Source organism: Mesorhizobium sp. B4-1-4 (genome assembly GCF_006439395.2).
Lineage (GTDB): Bacteria > Pseudomonadota > Alphaproteobacteria > Rhizobiales > Rhizobiaceae > Mesorhizobium.
Genome location: NZ_CP083950.1, coordinates 2,662,943 through 2,677,103 on the forward strand (window position 1 = coordinate 2,662,943; position 14,161 = coordinate 2,677,103).

Here is a 14,161-nt window from a genome sequence, read left to right on the forward strand (position 1 = left end):
CAGCGCTGCTGAGATGTCAGCGCCGGCTGCTGTCGGTGTCCAGCAGCAAGGCCAGATGGCGCGCCGCCGCACTCTCGATGATCAGTTGTTCGAGGTCGAAGTCGTTCAACTCGGTTTCGACCAGTTTTCGAACGGCCTCGATTGCGTGAGAGAGCGAGATCGGTGCGAGCTTGGCCTGATCATCCAGGTAGCGGCCGATCTCGATGACTGCGTCCGCATCGACATTCCTTGGCAATTCTCGCACAGCCACCCCCATTCGGTTCGCCGACGAATAATAGCGCCGATTCGTTGTCCGCCGCATCATCTGTATGAATTCCAAAACGCCGCCCCCGGAATAGGAAGCCCCTACCCATCCACCGTCTCCAGCACGCTGAGCAGCGTGCCTTCCATGTCGGGTTCGTCGCCGGAACAGACGCAGAGCATCTCGGCGTCGCCCTCGCCCACCGACAGGTAGGCGTGGCCCATGGTGGAATCGATGTAGACGCTTTCGCCCTCTCTCAGCCGCACCGGCGCGTACTGGTCGGTGTGCAGTTCGATCTCGCCCTTGAGCACGATCAGGAATTCCTCGCCGGCATGCCGGGTCAGCGGGCCGAATTCCTCCGGCGTGCGGGCGCGCGCATAGGCATGGATCGGCACCATGCGTTTGCGCACCAGGTCGGTGGCGAGATACCGGTAGTCGTAGTTGCGGGTGAGTTGGCGCAGCGTGTTGGACTGTGACGTCACCGAGCGGCGGGTGCGCGCCGCCGGCTGCTTGCGGTCGCCGCTGAGCAGCTCCGTCACATGGATGCCGAGCCCTTCGCAGATCTGCAAGAGCTTGTCATAGCTGAGCGACATCTGGTCGTTCTCGACCTTGGACAGCGTCGAAACCGCGACGCCGGTCAGCGCGCTGACTTCCTGCAAGGTCCAGCCATGCGTTTTTCTCAAGGCGCGCAGACAATCACCGAGGTTCGGTTGCTCCGACATTGTCAGCTCCATGGCGCGGCGATTCCGCCGCCTGTTCATTCTAGGTAGTCCAACTCCCCACCATCATCAACGACGCCAGCAATTTTCTTATATGCTAAATATTGACTGAATACGAAATTATTTTTACGACTGATGGATGCGGTCGAATTCTCCCAAGAAAATCGTCGTCATCGGCGGCGGCATCGCCGGCCTGTCAGTGGCTGCCGCGGTGGCGAACTGGGCCGATGTTACCGTCCTCGAGCGCGAGCCGCATCTCGGCTACCACGCCAGCGGCCGCTCCGCCGCCCTGTTCACCGAGACCTACGGCAACCGGGTGGTGCGCGGGCTGACGCTGGCCAGCCGGCAGCGAATAGTCGCGGGCGGCTTCGTCGCCCATCAGCGCGGCGCGCTGCATGTCGGCTGGAGCGGCGATGACGCCGCCATCGACAGGCTGGCCGGCGAATTGCAGGCGCTGGTGCCAAGCGTGCGCCGCCTGACGTCGGCCGAACTCCACGCGCTGGTTCCGGTCATCGCCGCCGAGGCCACCTGCGGCGGCGTCTACGAGCCGGACGCGGTGGATGTCGATACCGGCAAGATGCTGGGGTCAAGCGCCTCGGCGCTCAAAGCCGGCGGCGGCATCATCCGCACCGGCGAGGAGGTCCGCGCCATCTCGCCCGATGGCGGCGGCCTGCGGGTAGAGACGAATGCGGGTGTCTATACGGCCGATATCGTCGTCAACGCCGCCGGCGCCTGGGTCGATGTCGTCGCCGGCATGGCGGGGCTCTCCGGCCTCGGCTTCCAGCCGAAAAGGCGCACCGCCTTCCTGTTCGACCCGCCCGCCGGCATGGACATATCCGGCTGGCCGCTGGTCGTCGACCTGCACGAACAGTTCTACTTCAAGCCGGATGCCGGCAGGCTGATCGGCTCGCTGGCCGACGAAACCGATAGCGAGCCTTGCGACGCGTACCCGGAAGACATCGACGTCGCCATCGCCGTCGACCGCATCGAGCAGGCGACGTCGATGCGCATCGGCCGCCCGTCGACGCCGTGGGCGGGCCTGCGCACCTTCGCGCCCGACCGCACGCCGGTCGCCGGCTTCGACCCGCGCCTGCCCGGCTTCTTCTGGCTCGGCGGACAGGGCGGCTACGGCTTCCAGGTGTCGCTGACACTGGCCAGGCTAAGCGCGGCGCTGATGCGCGGCGAGCCATTGCCTGCGGACGTCACGGCCCTTGGCGTCACTGCCGCAGCGCTGGCGCCCGACCGCTTCCTTGTCCCGGCGGCGACGCCATGAAGTTCATGCCCTTCCCTCAACCCGTAAAGTGTCATCAGGAGCGTTTGCGATGAAATCCACCCTTCTGCGCGCAGTGCTTACCTCGACCCTTCTGGCTTCGTCCGTCCTTCTCGGCGGGCAGGCCTATGCCAAAACGCTCGTCTATTGCTCCGAAGCCAATCCCGAAACCTTCAACCCGGCGATCGGCATCGCCGATTCCACCATGGACGCCGCCGCCAAGACGATCTTCAACCGGCTGGTCGAGTTCAAGCCGGGCACGACCGAGATCGGGCCGGCGCTGGCCGAAAGCTGGGATGTCTCGCCCGATGGCAAGAGCTACACCTTCCACCTCAGGCACGGCGTGAAGTTCCAGTCGAACGAGCACTTTACGCCGACACGTGACTTCAACGCGGACGACGTGCTCTACACCTTCAACCGCCAGCGCGATGCAAATAATCCCTATCACAAGCTCGGCGGCGGCTCTTACGAGTATTTCAATGCGCTCGGCATGGGCACGCTGATCGACAAGATCGACAAGGTCGACGACTACACCGTGCGCTTCACGCTGACCGCGCCCAACGTCACCTTCCTCGCCGGCATCGCGCTCGACTATCTCTCCATCCTGTCGTTGGAGCAGACTGAGAAGATGGTCGCGGCCGGCACGCCGGAGCTGATCGACAGCATGCCGGTCGGCACCGGGCCGTTCGTGCTTCAGGCCTATGTGCCCGACAGCCAGGTCCGCTATGCCGCCAACAAAAATTACTGGCGCGGCGCGCCGAAGATCGACACGCTGGTCTTCGCCATAACGCCCGAGCCGACCAGCCGCGTCGAGCGCATCAAGGCCAACGAATGCCAGGTCGCCGCCCCGCCGCCGCCAAGCGCGGTCGCCGACCTGCGCAATGATCCCGACATCACCGTGCTCGACCTCAAGGGCCAGAACATCGGCATCCTCGGCTTTAATGTCGAACACCAGCCGTTGGGCGACAAGCGCGTGCGCACCGCACTGGCCAAGGCCATCGATCGCAAGGCGATCGTCGAGGCCGTCTATGCCGGCGCCGGCACCGTGGCCGGCAGCGTCGTGCCGCCGGCGCAGCTCGGCGCCGTCACCGATGCCGGCATCGACTATGATCCCGACGGTGCCAAAAAACTGCTGAAGGAAGCCGGCCACGAGAGCGGCCTCAAGATCAGCCTCTGGGCGATGCCGGTGTCGCGCCCCTACAACCCCAACGCCAAGCGCATGGCCGAGATGATCCAGGCCGACTGGGCGAAGGTGGGCGTCCAGTCCGAGATCGTCAGCTTCGAATGGGGCGAATATCTCAAACGCACCGCGGCGGGCGAACAGGACGCGTTTCTGCTCGGCGGCAGCAGCGACAATGGCGATCCCGACAACATGCTGAGCTATCTCCTGTCCTGCGACGGCGTGAAGGGCGGCTCCAACCGCTCGCGCTGGTGCGACAAGGACTTCGAAAAACTGCTGGATGAAGGCCGCGTCGCCGCCGACCCGAAGCAACGCGCGGCGATCTACGGGAAGGCGCAGGCGATCTTGAAGGACGAGGTGCCGGTGGCGCCGATCGCCCATTCGGTGGTGGCGATCCCGATCCGCAAGAGCGTGCTCAACTACGTGCTCGACCCCTTCGGCCGACAGAATTTCGCCGCCGTCGACATGGCGGAGTAGGATGCATCTTCTTCCTTCTCCCCCTTGTGGGAGAAGGGAAGAACGAAATGACAAGCGAGACCACCATGCGTGAAAACCTAACCGCCCTTCTCAACCGCTACCTCGCCGATGGCGCGGTGGGTGCCTCGCTGGCCTATGCGCTCGATGGCGCGGCGCCAACAGCCCTCGCCGCCGGCCTCGCCGACCGGCAGCACAATGTCGCCGTCACATCGGACCAATTGTTCAAGATCGGCAGTTGCACCAAGGCCTTCGTCGCCGCGGCACTCGTCAAGCTTGCTCAAGACGGCAAGCTCGATCTCGGCGCGCCGATCGCCGCCTGGTTCCCGGACCTGCCGGGGGCGAAAGATATTTCGGTGCGCCAGTTGATCAACCATCGCAGCGGCCTGCCGGAATTCGAATATTACATTCCGATGGATCCGAGCCGGCAATGGACACCCCGGCAATTGGTCGACATCGCCTTCGCCTCCGACAAGCAGAAGGCGCCGGGCGGCCCGGCCGTCTACAACAATACCGGTTATGTCCTGGCCGGCATGGTGATCGAGGCCGTTTCCGGACAGTCGCTCGGCGCCTATGTCAGGAGCGCGATCCTGCAGCCGCTCGGCCTGGACAACACTTGGTCGCCGGCGACCGAAGCTTTTCCGGAAAAGTCGATGGTGCGCGGCTACTACCACCGCCCGCCGCCGGCGCCGGACGCGCCCACCGACATCGCCTCGGGCGGCGAGATGTGGCGCATGGACGGCGTCCTGCCCTATTCCAACGAACTGCAGGATTCTTCCGACTCCTTCCCGTTCTCCGCCGCCTATGGCTGCGGCGACATGGTGTCGACGCCATCCGACATGGTGGGTTTCATGCGCGGCCTGTTCTCCGGCAGGCTGTTGTCGCCGCCTTTCTTCGCGGAGATGTTCGAACACCGCGTTCCCGCAAGCTTCCCCGGCACCCGCATGCGCGAGACGGGTGCGGGCATGTTTCAGAGCGCCTATGCCGATCGCGCCTTCTACGGCCACCAGGGCAGCATTCCGGGCTACGTCGCCGTCATGCTGCACGATCCCGCGTCAGGCCTCACCATCGCCATGACCAGCAATGTCGGCTCCGGCAACCGCCTGTCCTTCCAGGCGAGCGGCATGCATCCGGTGGTGGATCAGGCGATCGCGACAATCTTGCGGCTGTGATCTGGGTAGGAAATCGAACTGCTGCCTTCAGACAGCCTCACGTCCCAATCTATAGGCTGGCAAAATCCATATTTCAGAAACATCCTCAATTTCTGCAATAGCAGAATCCATATGTCAGATTCGATCAACTTCCAAAAGCTGCTTCATTTCCACGACATGTTGCTGAAATAACAATCGGCCCTGTTTCAGAAACTTTCCTACGCGGCGCTCCGGGATGGTGGAAGCCGCGCCGGGATATGAGATCTCCCGGACGCGAGACTAACTTTGCCGCTGCTGCTGAGCTTCAATCACCGCCATGTCGACACGGCCGGCTTCCAGGCGAGCGGCATGCACCCTGTGGTGGATCAGGCGATCCGGATCATTCTCGATTGGCCGCGTTCAGCCACTTCTGCCCGGACGATGGATCGGGCAGGCCCGGCACCATCTGGCTCAGCACGCGATCGCGGAGGAAGACGTGATGGAAGATGGCCGCGGCTGCATGCAGGCCGGCGAGCCACATGATGATATCGCCAAGCGTGCCGTGGATCTCCGCCAGCGGAGCGCCCCAGGTGCCGGAAAACGGACCGATCGCCCCCAGGCCGTAGACCGTCACCGGGTGGCCGCCGAACCATGCACCGAGCATGGCGGTCGCCGGGACCGCGAACAGCAGCGCGTAGAGCGCCCAGTGCGTTGCCTTCGAGGCGACCTCCATCCAGGTGGGCATGGCCGGGGCTTCGGGAATACGGTCGAACGGGCGCCAGACCAGGCGAATGACCAGCAGACAGAAAACGGCGAAGCCGAGCGACTCGTGAAGCCGCAGCGTCGACGCCCTGGCCGCCGAATAGACGCGCTCCGGCGGGCCACCCGCCGAGACCAGGAAGGCTATGAGCACCAGTAATGCCGTCAGCCAGTGCAATGCCTGGGCGAGGCCTCCGTAGCGGGTTGTCGTGCCGGACAGCGACATGCGAGAGCTCCGAAACAGTTGGACACGTTCCTCCCGCACCCCTCCCTGAACGTGCCCTCATTTCAATTGTTCCTCAAGTGGCTTCTATCCCGTGACGCGTGACGGGATGCGCCCGGCGGATGCGAAGACGGAGGCGCCGCATGGAGGTGGAACGCTGCGCCGGGATATGAGACGCTGTCTGATCCCCGGACGCGAGGCCGCCGCCATGAAACCCACTTTGCCGCTGTTGTTGAGCCTCAATGGCGGTTATGTCGACACGGCCGGCTTCCTGGCGCTGCAGGGCCTGTTCACTGCGCATGTGACGGGAAATTTCGTCACCCTGGGTGCCTCGTTGGTACTCGGCATTTCAGGCGTGCTGGCGAAGCTCCTGGCGCTGCCGGTGTTCTGCGTCGTGGTCATCCTGACCCGGCTTGCCGGCGAGCGCTTGCGCAGGCGCGGACGACCGGCGCTCGGCGTGCTCTTGGCAGCCAAGCTGGCGCTGCTTGTCATCGGGGCCGCGCTCGCGATCCGGTTTGGCCCCTTTGCCAGCGGCGACAGCGCCGCCGCGATCCTCACCGGCATGGTGCTGGTCGCCGCGATGGCGATCCAGAACGCGGTGCATCGGGTCCATCTGGCCGCCGCGCCGCCCTCGACGCTGATGACCGGCACCACCACCCAGATCATGATCGATCTCGGGGACCTCATCGGCGGCGTGGTCCCGGACGCCCGGCCGGCTATTGTGGCGCGCCTCAAGCGCATGGCCGCGGCGGTCGCCGTATTCGCCGCCGGCTGCGCGGCCGCCGCTCTCGGTTATGCCTTCGCCAACATCTGGTGCTTCGCCGTGCCGCCGGTGATTGCGCTCATCGCGCTGCTGCTGCGGCTTTCCGCGCCCGAGGGGGAACCCAGCTAGCGGAAGAACCTCAATCGGTGTCCCGATCGGCCCATGGCCAAGGCCTGGCAAGTGTCTGACGGCGCCTGCCGCCTGCTGGCTTCATCAAGCCTCGCCGCGAAAAACCGCCACCGCAGCCGCAACGATTTCCGCATTGTCCTTCGCCGTGCTGCCATCCGCCAGCGTCTTGCCGTCTTCCAGCCCGACTCGCGTCCACCAACGCTTCCGGCGCGCAAGCTCGACGAACGGCCAGACTGTGGTATCGACGCCATGCAGCAGGATCGGCCGCCGCACTTCGGCGCGCTCGAGTACGGCCGCAATGCCCTGCGCCTCGTCAAGCGCGGCGGACAGGTCCTGCATGTCGATCTCGATCAGGATGCGCAGCACCCGGTTGTGGCCGGCAAGCGCCACAAACCGTTCCGCGTCGGCCGTCGTGGCAAGCCCGGCCTCGATGCCGACGCCGCGTTGGCGCAACAGCTCCATCACGGCCGGCGCGTCGGCCTCGGAGAGATTGACCGAGGCATAGTCTGGCAGCTCGCGCCAGCCGGCGATTGCCTCGCGGGTGCGCGCGACGTCGTTCTCGATCCAGGCGCCGGTCGACACACCTATCAGCGTGCCGGGACAGGCGCCGCGCACCGCAAGAACCGTCGCGTCGACGGCCAGGCTTTCGCGCCCGTCGCCGCCGCGCGGATGGATGTGCAGTTCGGTCGCACCGGCGGCGGCGCAGGCCGCGGCGTCGCTGGCCATCGCTCGCGCCGTCAGCGGCAACGCTGGATGGAAATCACGCGGACGCGCGCCGTTGATGCAGGCCTGGACGATCATGGCACCACCTCGGGGCAGGAAGAGCCGCAGTCTAGTCGTACAGGACACGCTCGCAAAGACCAGGCAATGTCACTCCTGACAGCGCGGCTGCCGAAGCTGCCGTGCCCTTCGCCAAGCTCCTCCCCGCATTTGAATAAAAACCGTCTGTGGATATTTACCCCGCGTTCCACCAGTTGGCCCAAGGTATATTAGGGCGAGGTAATGGAGGAACCATTGACCAGCGATTTTTCGGCCGCCCGTATCCACCTCGAACGCGCCTACGACTATTTGCGCGGCAATGACGGGACGAGCCGCTCGGCCTGCGAGGCCCTCGACCTGCTGATCGAGATGGTGGCTGAAGCACAGCACAGGTGCCCCGAGGCAGGCGCGCTGGAGTTCCCGCAAACGACGGTGCGGCAAGCCTTACGATCATGACGCCTTGCGGGTGAGCGCCCTGCTTGCCGGCCTGGTCGCGCGGATAACGATCTGCTCCAGCGGTTCAGGCCGGTGCAGCAGGAACCCCTGGCCGAAATCGACCCCCATGGCCTGCAGGACGTCGAGCGTCTCCGGTTGCTCGATCTTCTCGGCCACGACGCCGCAGCCGACGCCGCGGGCAATGCCCGCTATGGCTGAGACGATCTCGCGGTCGAAGCGGCTCTCGGCGATATGCTCGATGAAGGAGCCGTCGATCTTGATGGCATCGACCGGAAAGCGCCTGAGATACTCGAACGAGCTCATGCCGGCGCCGAAATCGTCGAGGCTGACACGGCATCGCCGCTCGCGCGCCTTGCGCACGAACGCCTCGGCTGCGTCGAAATTGGTGACGGCCGCGGTTTCGGTGATCTCGAAGCCGATGCCGGAATGCGGCGCCCCGGTTTCCTCGATGATGCTGTCGACGAAGTCCCACAGACCGGGGTCGCTCAGCGTTTGCGCCGACAGGTTGAAGCCAAGCGTGATCGCGCCGGACTTCATCGCCGGGCCATGCAGCGAGAGCGCCGTGCGGATGATCCAGCGATCGAGCCTGGCGGCAATGCCGAAGCGCTCGGCCGCCGGGATGAATTCACTGGGCGGGATGAGCTTGCCGCCGCGCCCGGCCAGCCGCGCCAGCACCTCGACATGGCGGCTTTCCTGCCAGGGCCGGCCCAGCCGGTGGATCTCCTGGCCGAACAGTTTCAGACGGCCGTCATCCATGGCGTTGACCGTGTCGGCGGCGAGCCGCGCCGCGTTGAGGCCGCCCGAGGCCGCCTCGGCCGAAAACACCGCGAAGCGATCGCGTCCCGCGGCCTTGGCCGCGTAGCAGGCGTCGTCGGCGCAGGCCAGCGCGTCGGCCACCGTGGTGGCGTGATCGTCGACGATCGCGATGCCGATGCTCGCCGCGAGCCGCCGCGAGGTCGCTGCAAGACCGAGATCGGCGCCGCGCACGGCCGCCAGGATGGCGACGGCCAATGGCTCGGCTCGCGCCGCGTCGCAATTGGGCACCAGCAGGGCAAACTCGTCGCCGCCGAGCCGCGCCGCATGCGCCGAGGGCGGCAGGCAGCGGCCAATGCCCGCCGAGACGCTCTTCAGCGCCAGATCACCAGCCGCGTGGCCGGCGAAGTCGTTGAGCGCCTTGAAGTAGTCGAGATCGACATAGAACACCGCCAGCGGCACGCCCGTGGCGATGTGGTCGGCGAGCAGCCTGTCGAAGGCGGCGCGGTTCCACAGGCCGGTCAGCGCGTCGTGACGGGCGGCGAAGGCAAGCTCCTGTTCGCGCAGCTTGTCCTCGGTGATGTCGCGCACCGTGCCGAGGATCTGGCCGGCGGCACCCGCGGCGGCAATGAACCGCACCAGCGATTCGATATGGCGGATCTCACCGTCGCGCCTGATGATGCGATATTGATTGGCGATGACGCCGTCCGTTTCGAGCGGAGCCCGGTGGGCGCGCTCGGTGGCTTCCTTGTCGTCGGGGTGCAGATAGCTGTGCCAGAGGTCGCCCGGCACCTCGTCGATATCGGCGACAAGGCCGAATATGTCCCTGGTGCGGGCGTCCCAATAGCTCTTGTTGGTGGCGATGTCGAAATGCCAGATGCCGGTGCCGCTGGCGGCGAGCGCCAGGCGGAAGCGCACATTGACCTGTTCGAGCGCGGCTTCGGCCGCTTTCTGCTTCGAGATGTCGGTCTGCACGCCCATCAGCCGCAGCGGCTGCCCGTCCGCGCCGCGCTCGACGATGCCGCCGCGGTCGAGCACCCACACCCAGTGGCCCTGCTTGTGCTTCAGCCGGAGTTCGGTCTCGATGGTATCGGTCAGTCCGGCAATATGGCGGTCGCCGCTGGCCAGCGCCCGCTCGCGGTCGTCGGGATGGGTGAGTTGCAGCCACAGGTCGCTGGTGTTGGCAAGTTCATCCTCGTCATAGCCGAGCATGCGCGCCCAGGTGGCCGAATAGAAGCAGTCGCTGGTGCGCAGATCCCAGTCCCAGACGCCGAGATGGGCGCGCTCCAGCGCCTTGGCCCAGAATGCTCCGCTACGATTTTTCTTGTCCTGACGCGCCATGTCCTGCTTCGCCCGCCCCCACCATCGGACAATCTGCCGCAGAACCAGAGAAGAAACCGTTACTCGGCCTCGCGGGAGATGAAAATAGGCGCCTCGCCGTCCGCCGGCCCGCCGTCATTGGCTTTCGATTGGCGGGCAAGAACCGGAGTTTTGCGGGTCCGGGATGGCCTTATCGCTTATCCCGGGTCGGCGAAAACCGCCGATCCCTGCCAAACACCATAAAGGACCTCGCAATGACCAAACAGGAAGACAACAAGGCGGTCGTCGTCCGCTGGTTCACCGACTTCTGGGGTGAAACCTGCGATCTGTCCGTCGTCGACGACATCGCGGCACCCGACATGCTGCTCAAATATTCCTTGCATGAGCCGCGCCGGGGCCGCGACGACATCAAGGCCTTCATGACCGATTTCCGCGCCGCCTTCCCGGACCTCAACTTCTGGGCGACCGCCGATCTCATTGCCGAGGGCGATTATGTCGTCGGCCAGTGGGAGGGCGGCGGCACGCATACCGGCCCGGCCTTCGGCGATTTCCTCGCCGGCTCGCTCCCCGCCGCCACCGGCCGCGCCATGCGCTTCACCGGCACCACCGTGCTGAAGGTGATCGACGGCAGGATCGTCGAGGAAATCGGCCTCGATGACGGCGTCGCCGCCCTCACCCAGCTCGGCCTCATCAAGCCCGCCTGATCGAAGGGCCATCGCCGTCGCGGCGGTGGTCCGCCTTCACAGGTGAAGCGGACGTGCTGCATCTTGGTCAACAAATTCTTGAAAACAAATAACGTATTATATACATCTAATATCTCGAGGATTTACTTTGAACAAAGTGTAACAAACCGGTAATACATAGCATGTGAAATAGTAATCGGGTTTTAAGCGGCTGACGGGGCGTCCTTCGATGAGCATGCAGACCGGGCGGAGCGGCGAGGATGGTCGCTCCGGTGTCCTTCTTGGCCTGGATAGCGTAGCAACCAGGAGCGGCTGGCTGCTGACGGCCTTGTGTCTGGCCTATGTTTTGACGGCGGTTTGCCTTCGGCCGGAGCGTTACCTGCGGCTGTCCATACAGTATTTCGGGACATTCCTCAGCGTGCTGCCGGTTCTCCTGGTGGTTGGTCTCGGACTGGCGGCCCTGATATTCGGTGGGGCAAGGCCAATAGAGTTCATGGTGCACATGCTCAAGGAACGTGGGCCGGGGGGAGCGCGGGTCGTCCTCTTGTTCTTTCTCGGCATCACCGCTTTCACGGCGTTCAGGATCACCATACCGGAGATCGTGCCCTACTATGCCGATCCCAAGCTGGCCGAAATCGATCTTTCGCTGCACGGCATCGATCCTTGGGTATGGACGCACAGCATCGTTTCAGAGCCCGCCTCCATGCTGGTTTTCAAGGCCTACATGTCCTGGTGGTTCATGCAATGGTTCGGCGTCGTGCTCTTCGTCGCCTTCTGGAACGATCCCGCCCGGCGCCTCCGCTACCTCTGGGCATTCGCGCTCACCATGCTGGTATGCGGCACCGTTCTTGCAATCACACTGTCGTCCACCGGGCCGATATTCTACGAGCGGTTCTACGGCGACGACCGATTTGCCGGGGTGCTGGCCGCGCTGATGGCTGACCCGCATGCCTTGCCGGTAAGATTCGCCGCCAACTATCTGCTCGACGCACATGAGAGCGGCAGATCCCAGTTAGGCACCGGCATCACCGCGATGCCAAGCATGCATGTCGCCATCGCCACGCTCAACGCCTTCTTCCTCAGCGGTTTCGGCCGCCGCTGGGCCGTCGCCGGCTGGTGCTTTGCGGCACTCATCCTGTTCGGATCGGTCTACACCGGCTGGCATTATGCGGTGGATGGCTATCTCTCGATCCTGGTCGTGTCCATGCTCTGGTACCTGACCGGGCGTTTCGTTCTGCCGCAAAGGAAAAGGGAGATCACCGGGATCGGGCTGCCAATGCCCGAACCCGTATCGCGATGATCAGGCCTGTCTGACATCGTCAGCGGCAGCGAGAAATCATCTGCTTCGCCTCATGGCTGATGCCGGCGGTGATCGACAAAAGTCGACGGAACTTCGGACAACGGCCGGGCGGCATTGGCGCCGCCCGCCCCTGCCGGCTTACTGGCTTGGCGCCATCGCGTGTTCGCACGACACTTTCGGGTTCATGTCGGCGAAGGTGCCGGTCGGGTTACCCTTCCAGGCCCAGACATGCAGTTCGTAGAACTCACCCAGGCCATAGCGGTTGGGCGCGCTGTTGAAGTTGAACAGCTGTCCTTCCAGCGATGCCGGACCCTTGGAGGTGATGTATTCAACCGCCACCAGCTTCAGCGTGCCGTCGGCCATCGGCTCGTACATCACGGCTTCAGGACGGGCGATGTCGATCTTGTCGTCCTTCAGGTATTGGCCGTTGACGTAGTGGATGCCCATGGCGCCTCCGGTGATGCCGCTGGCGCAGGGAATGGGCGCATAGCCTTCGGCCATAGCCGCCCTGACGTCGAGAAACCGGCTGTTCGCTGCCCGCACCTTGTCGGCCAGCGGATTGGGACCGGATGCGGCTTCAGCCGCCTCCTGGTGCGCCTGCGCAACGCCTGTGCAGACGCACAGCACGGCCGCGGCCATGAAAAGCCTGTTGCGAAAGTTCATTGTCATGCTCATTCCATTCTTCTTGAAAATGCACAGCGGGCCGGCCGCCGGAAATACGGAGGCCCGACAGGCAAGCGCTGTGGCTGTTGTTGCTTGGTGATCCCGGATAGGGTGCAAGAAATACCGGGAAGGGTCATCCCTTCGGCAGATACGGGATCGTTCCGGCCAGATCGGTGTTGTCGATCAGCTGGAAGCGGCTGTCGCTGCCATCCTGACGCGCCGAAACGAAGGGCGCATAGGCAGGATCGTTGGCGAAGGCGCGTGCCGCCGCTTCCGACGGGAAGGCCATCAGCGCAATCAGCGTGGTGTCGAGCGGCTCGCCTTCAAGCGTCTTCACATTGCCGCTGCGCGACAGATATTTGCCGCCATGCTTGTGGACGAGGTCATGCACCGAGGCGGCGTAGGCCGGCACCCATTTCGGGTCCTTCACCTTGATGTCTGCAATGACGTATGCGGTCATGGGTAGTCTCCTGGTTGCGGCGCACAGGGGGATCCCGTGCAACCGGCCAAAGGGCTCGCATGACCGGGCCCGCGCCAACCAGTCCGCGATCTGTACCGGGCCAGTACAGTTTCCGTACTGGCCGCTTCCTTCACGAGAGCCTAATGTTGCGCCCAGGTTCGAGGGAGGGACGTCGACCATGGTCCAGCACGGATACAAACAGTTCTGCCCGCTATCGATGGCCGCCGAGGTGCTGTGCACCCGCTGGACGATGGTGCTGATGCGCGAACTGGTGGCGGGTTCCACCCGTTTCAACGACCTGCGCCGCGGCGTCCCCAAAATGTCGCCAACCCTTCTGTCGCAACGGCTGAAGGAGCTTGAACTCGCCGGCATCGTCGAGCGCAAGGAGGTCCAGGGCGAGAAGGGGATTTTCGATTATCGGCTGACGGAAGCCGGCCGGGATTTGCGCCCGGTCGTCGAGGCAATGGGCTTCTGGGGACAGAAATGGGTGGAGTCCCGGCTGTCGCTCAAGAACCTCGATCCATCGCTGTTGATGTGGGACATGCGGCGCAACCTGAACCCCTCGCCGCTACCCGAGGGGCGCACGGTGATACAATTCCTGTATCAGGAGCTTCCGGCGTCCAAACGCTCGTGGTGGCTGATCGTCGAGAAGCACGGCGAGGTCGATCTGTGCTGGTACGATCCGGGTTTCGACGTCGACCTCTATGTCTCCACGGACCTCTACACGATGACGGCGATCTGGATGGGGCTGCTCAGCGTCGAGAAGGCCGGCGCGAAGGTGGCCCTGACCGGCGATCAGGCGATCGGCAGGAAGATGCAGGCCTGGCTCGGGCTAAGCCCGTTCGCGGTGGAGCCCAAGCGGGCGGCATAGGAGCGAGG

15 protein-coding genes are annotated in these 14,161 nt (G+C 64.5%); 8 read left to right on the forward strand and 7 right to left on the reverse strand.

The annotated features are described in order from the left end of the window. Positions 1-16: 16 nt before the first annotated feature. Together FJW03_RS12935 and FJW03_RS12940 are read right to left on the reverse strand one after the other, a co-directional pair. Positions 17-304, reverse strand: a complete 288-nt coding sequence (locus FJW03_RS12935; protein ID WP_140767015.1) for a hypothetical protein — start codon at positions 302-304, stop codon at positions 17-19. A 41-nt stretch (positions 305-345) separates the two neighbouring features. Further along, entirely contained in the window at positions 346-963 is a 618-nt protein-coding gene (locus FJW03_RS12940; protein WP_140767014.1) for a helix-turn-helix domain-containing protein, read from the reverse strand. A gap of 136 nt (positions 964-1,099) precedes the next feature. Between FJW03_RS12940 and FJW03_RS12945 the strand changes: the two genes are divergently transcribed. The 3 genes from FJW03_RS12945 to FJW03_RS12955 are packed head-to-tail and all read left to right on the forward strand — an operon-like array spanning position 1,100 to position 5,056. Continuing rightward, complete coding sequence (locus FJW03_RS12945) at positions 1,100-2,233, forward strand: NAD(P)/FAD-dependent oxidoreductase (RefSeq protein ID WP_140767013.1); 1,134 nt, start codon at positions 1,100-1,102, stop codon at positions 2,231-2,233. A gap of 49 nt (positions 2,234-2,282) precedes the next feature. Then, a complete protein-coding gene (locus tag FJW03_RS12950) occupies positions 2,283-3,887 on the forward strand; it encodes an ABC transporter substrate-binding protein (protein ID WP_140767012.1) in 1,605 nt (534 codons plus the stop codon). 47 nt (positions 3,888-3,934) lie between these two features. Then, the gene (locus tag FJW03_RS12955) at positions 3,935-5,056 is read left to right on the forward strand and encodes a serine hydrolase domain-containing protein (protein WP_226890645.1); all 1,122 of its coding nucleotides are present in this window, start codon (positions 3,935-3,937) and stop codon (positions 5,054-5,056) included. A gap of 358 nt (positions 5,057-5,414) precedes the next feature. Here FJW03_RS12955 and FJW03_RS12960 read toward each other — a convergent pair whose 3' ends face one another. Further along, positions 5,415-5,999 (reverse strand): cytochrome b, encoded by a 585-nt coding sequence (locus tag FJW03_RS12960; protein WP_140767011.1) that lies wholly within the window; start codon positions 5,997-5,999, stop codon positions 5,415-5,417. Between the two features lie 205 nt (positions 6,000-6,204). Here FJW03_RS12960 and FJW03_RS12965 point away from each other — a divergent pair, with 205 nt between their 5' ends. Continuing rightward, a complete protein-coding gene (locus FJW03_RS12965) occupies positions 6,205-6,888 on the forward strand; it encodes a YoaK family protein (protein WP_140612923.1) in 684 nt (227 codons plus the stop codon). An 84-nt stretch (positions 6,889-6,972) separates the two neighbouring features. Here FJW03_RS12965 and FJW03_RS12970 read toward each other — a convergent pair whose 3' ends face one another. Beyond that, on the reverse strand, positions 6,973-7,689 hold the full coding sequence (locus FJW03_RS12970) for a 3-keto-5-aminohexanoate cleavage protein (RefSeq protein ID WP_140767010.1): 717 nt from the start codon (positions 7,687-7,689) through the stop codon (positions 6,973-6,975). A 213-nt stretch (positions 7,690-7,902) separates the two neighbouring features. On the opposite strand from FJW03_RS12970, the gene FJW03_RS12975 reads away from it, so the two are divergent. Beyond that, complete coding sequence (locus FJW03_RS12975; protein WP_181173358.1) at positions 7,903-8,103, forward strand: hypothetical protein; 201 nt, start codon at positions 7,903-7,905, stop codon at positions 8,101-8,103. Here the strand turns inward: FJW03_RS12975 and FJW03_RS12980 are convergent. After that, positions 8,098-10,197 carry an EAL domain-containing protein gene (locus tag FJW03_RS12980; RefSeq protein ID WP_140767008.1) on the reverse strand — a complete coding sequence of 700 codons (2,100 nt, stop codon included), beginning with the start codon at positions 10,195-10,197 and terminating at the stop codon, positions 8,098-8,100. The two genes, FJW03_RS12975 and FJW03_RS12980, sit on opposite strands and share 6 nt — an antisense overlap. 233 nt (positions 10,198-10,430) lie before the next feature. Between FJW03_RS12980 and FJW03_RS12985 the strand changes: the two genes are divergently transcribed. Together FJW03_RS12985 and FJW03_RS12990 are read left to right on the forward strand one after the other, a co-directional pair. Continuing rightward, positions 10,431-10,880 carry an ester cyclase gene (locus FJW03_RS12985; RefSeq protein ID WP_140612927.1) on the forward strand — a complete coding sequence of 150 codons (450 nt, stop codon included), beginning with the start codon at positions 10,431-10,433 and terminating at the stop codon, positions 10,878-10,880. A 208-nt stretch (positions 10,881-11,088) separates the two neighbouring features. Further along, complete coding sequence (locus tag FJW03_RS12990) at positions 11,089-12,159, forward strand: phosphatase PAP2 family protein (RefSeq protein WP_140767007.1); 1,071 nt, start codon at positions 11,089-11,091, stop codon at positions 12,157-12,159. 138 nt (positions 12,160-12,297) lie between these two features. Here the strand turns inward: FJW03_RS12990 and FJW03_RS12995 are convergent, their stop codons facing one another. Further along, positions 12,298-12,834, reverse strand: coding sequence for a hypothetical protein (locus FJW03_RS12995; RefSeq protein ID WP_181173357.1), 537 nt, complete (start codon positions 12,832-12,834; stop codon positions 12,298-12,300). 121 nt (positions 12,835-12,955) lie between these two features. Beyond that, a complete protein-coding gene (locus tag FJW03_RS13000; RefSeq protein ID WP_140767006.1) occupies positions 12,956-13,282 on the reverse strand; it encodes a DUF1330 domain-containing protein in 327 nt (108 codons plus the stop codon). A gap of 178 nt (positions 13,283-13,460) precedes the next feature. On the opposite strand from FJW03_RS13000, the gene FJW03_RS13005 reads away from it, so the two are divergent. Then, complete coding sequence (locus FJW03_RS13005; protein WP_140767005.1) at positions 13,461-14,153, forward strand: winged helix-turn-helix transcriptional regulator; 693 nt, start codon at positions 13,461-13,463, stop codon at positions 14,151-14,153. The last annotated feature ends 8 nt before the right edge of the window (positions 14,154-14,161 follow it).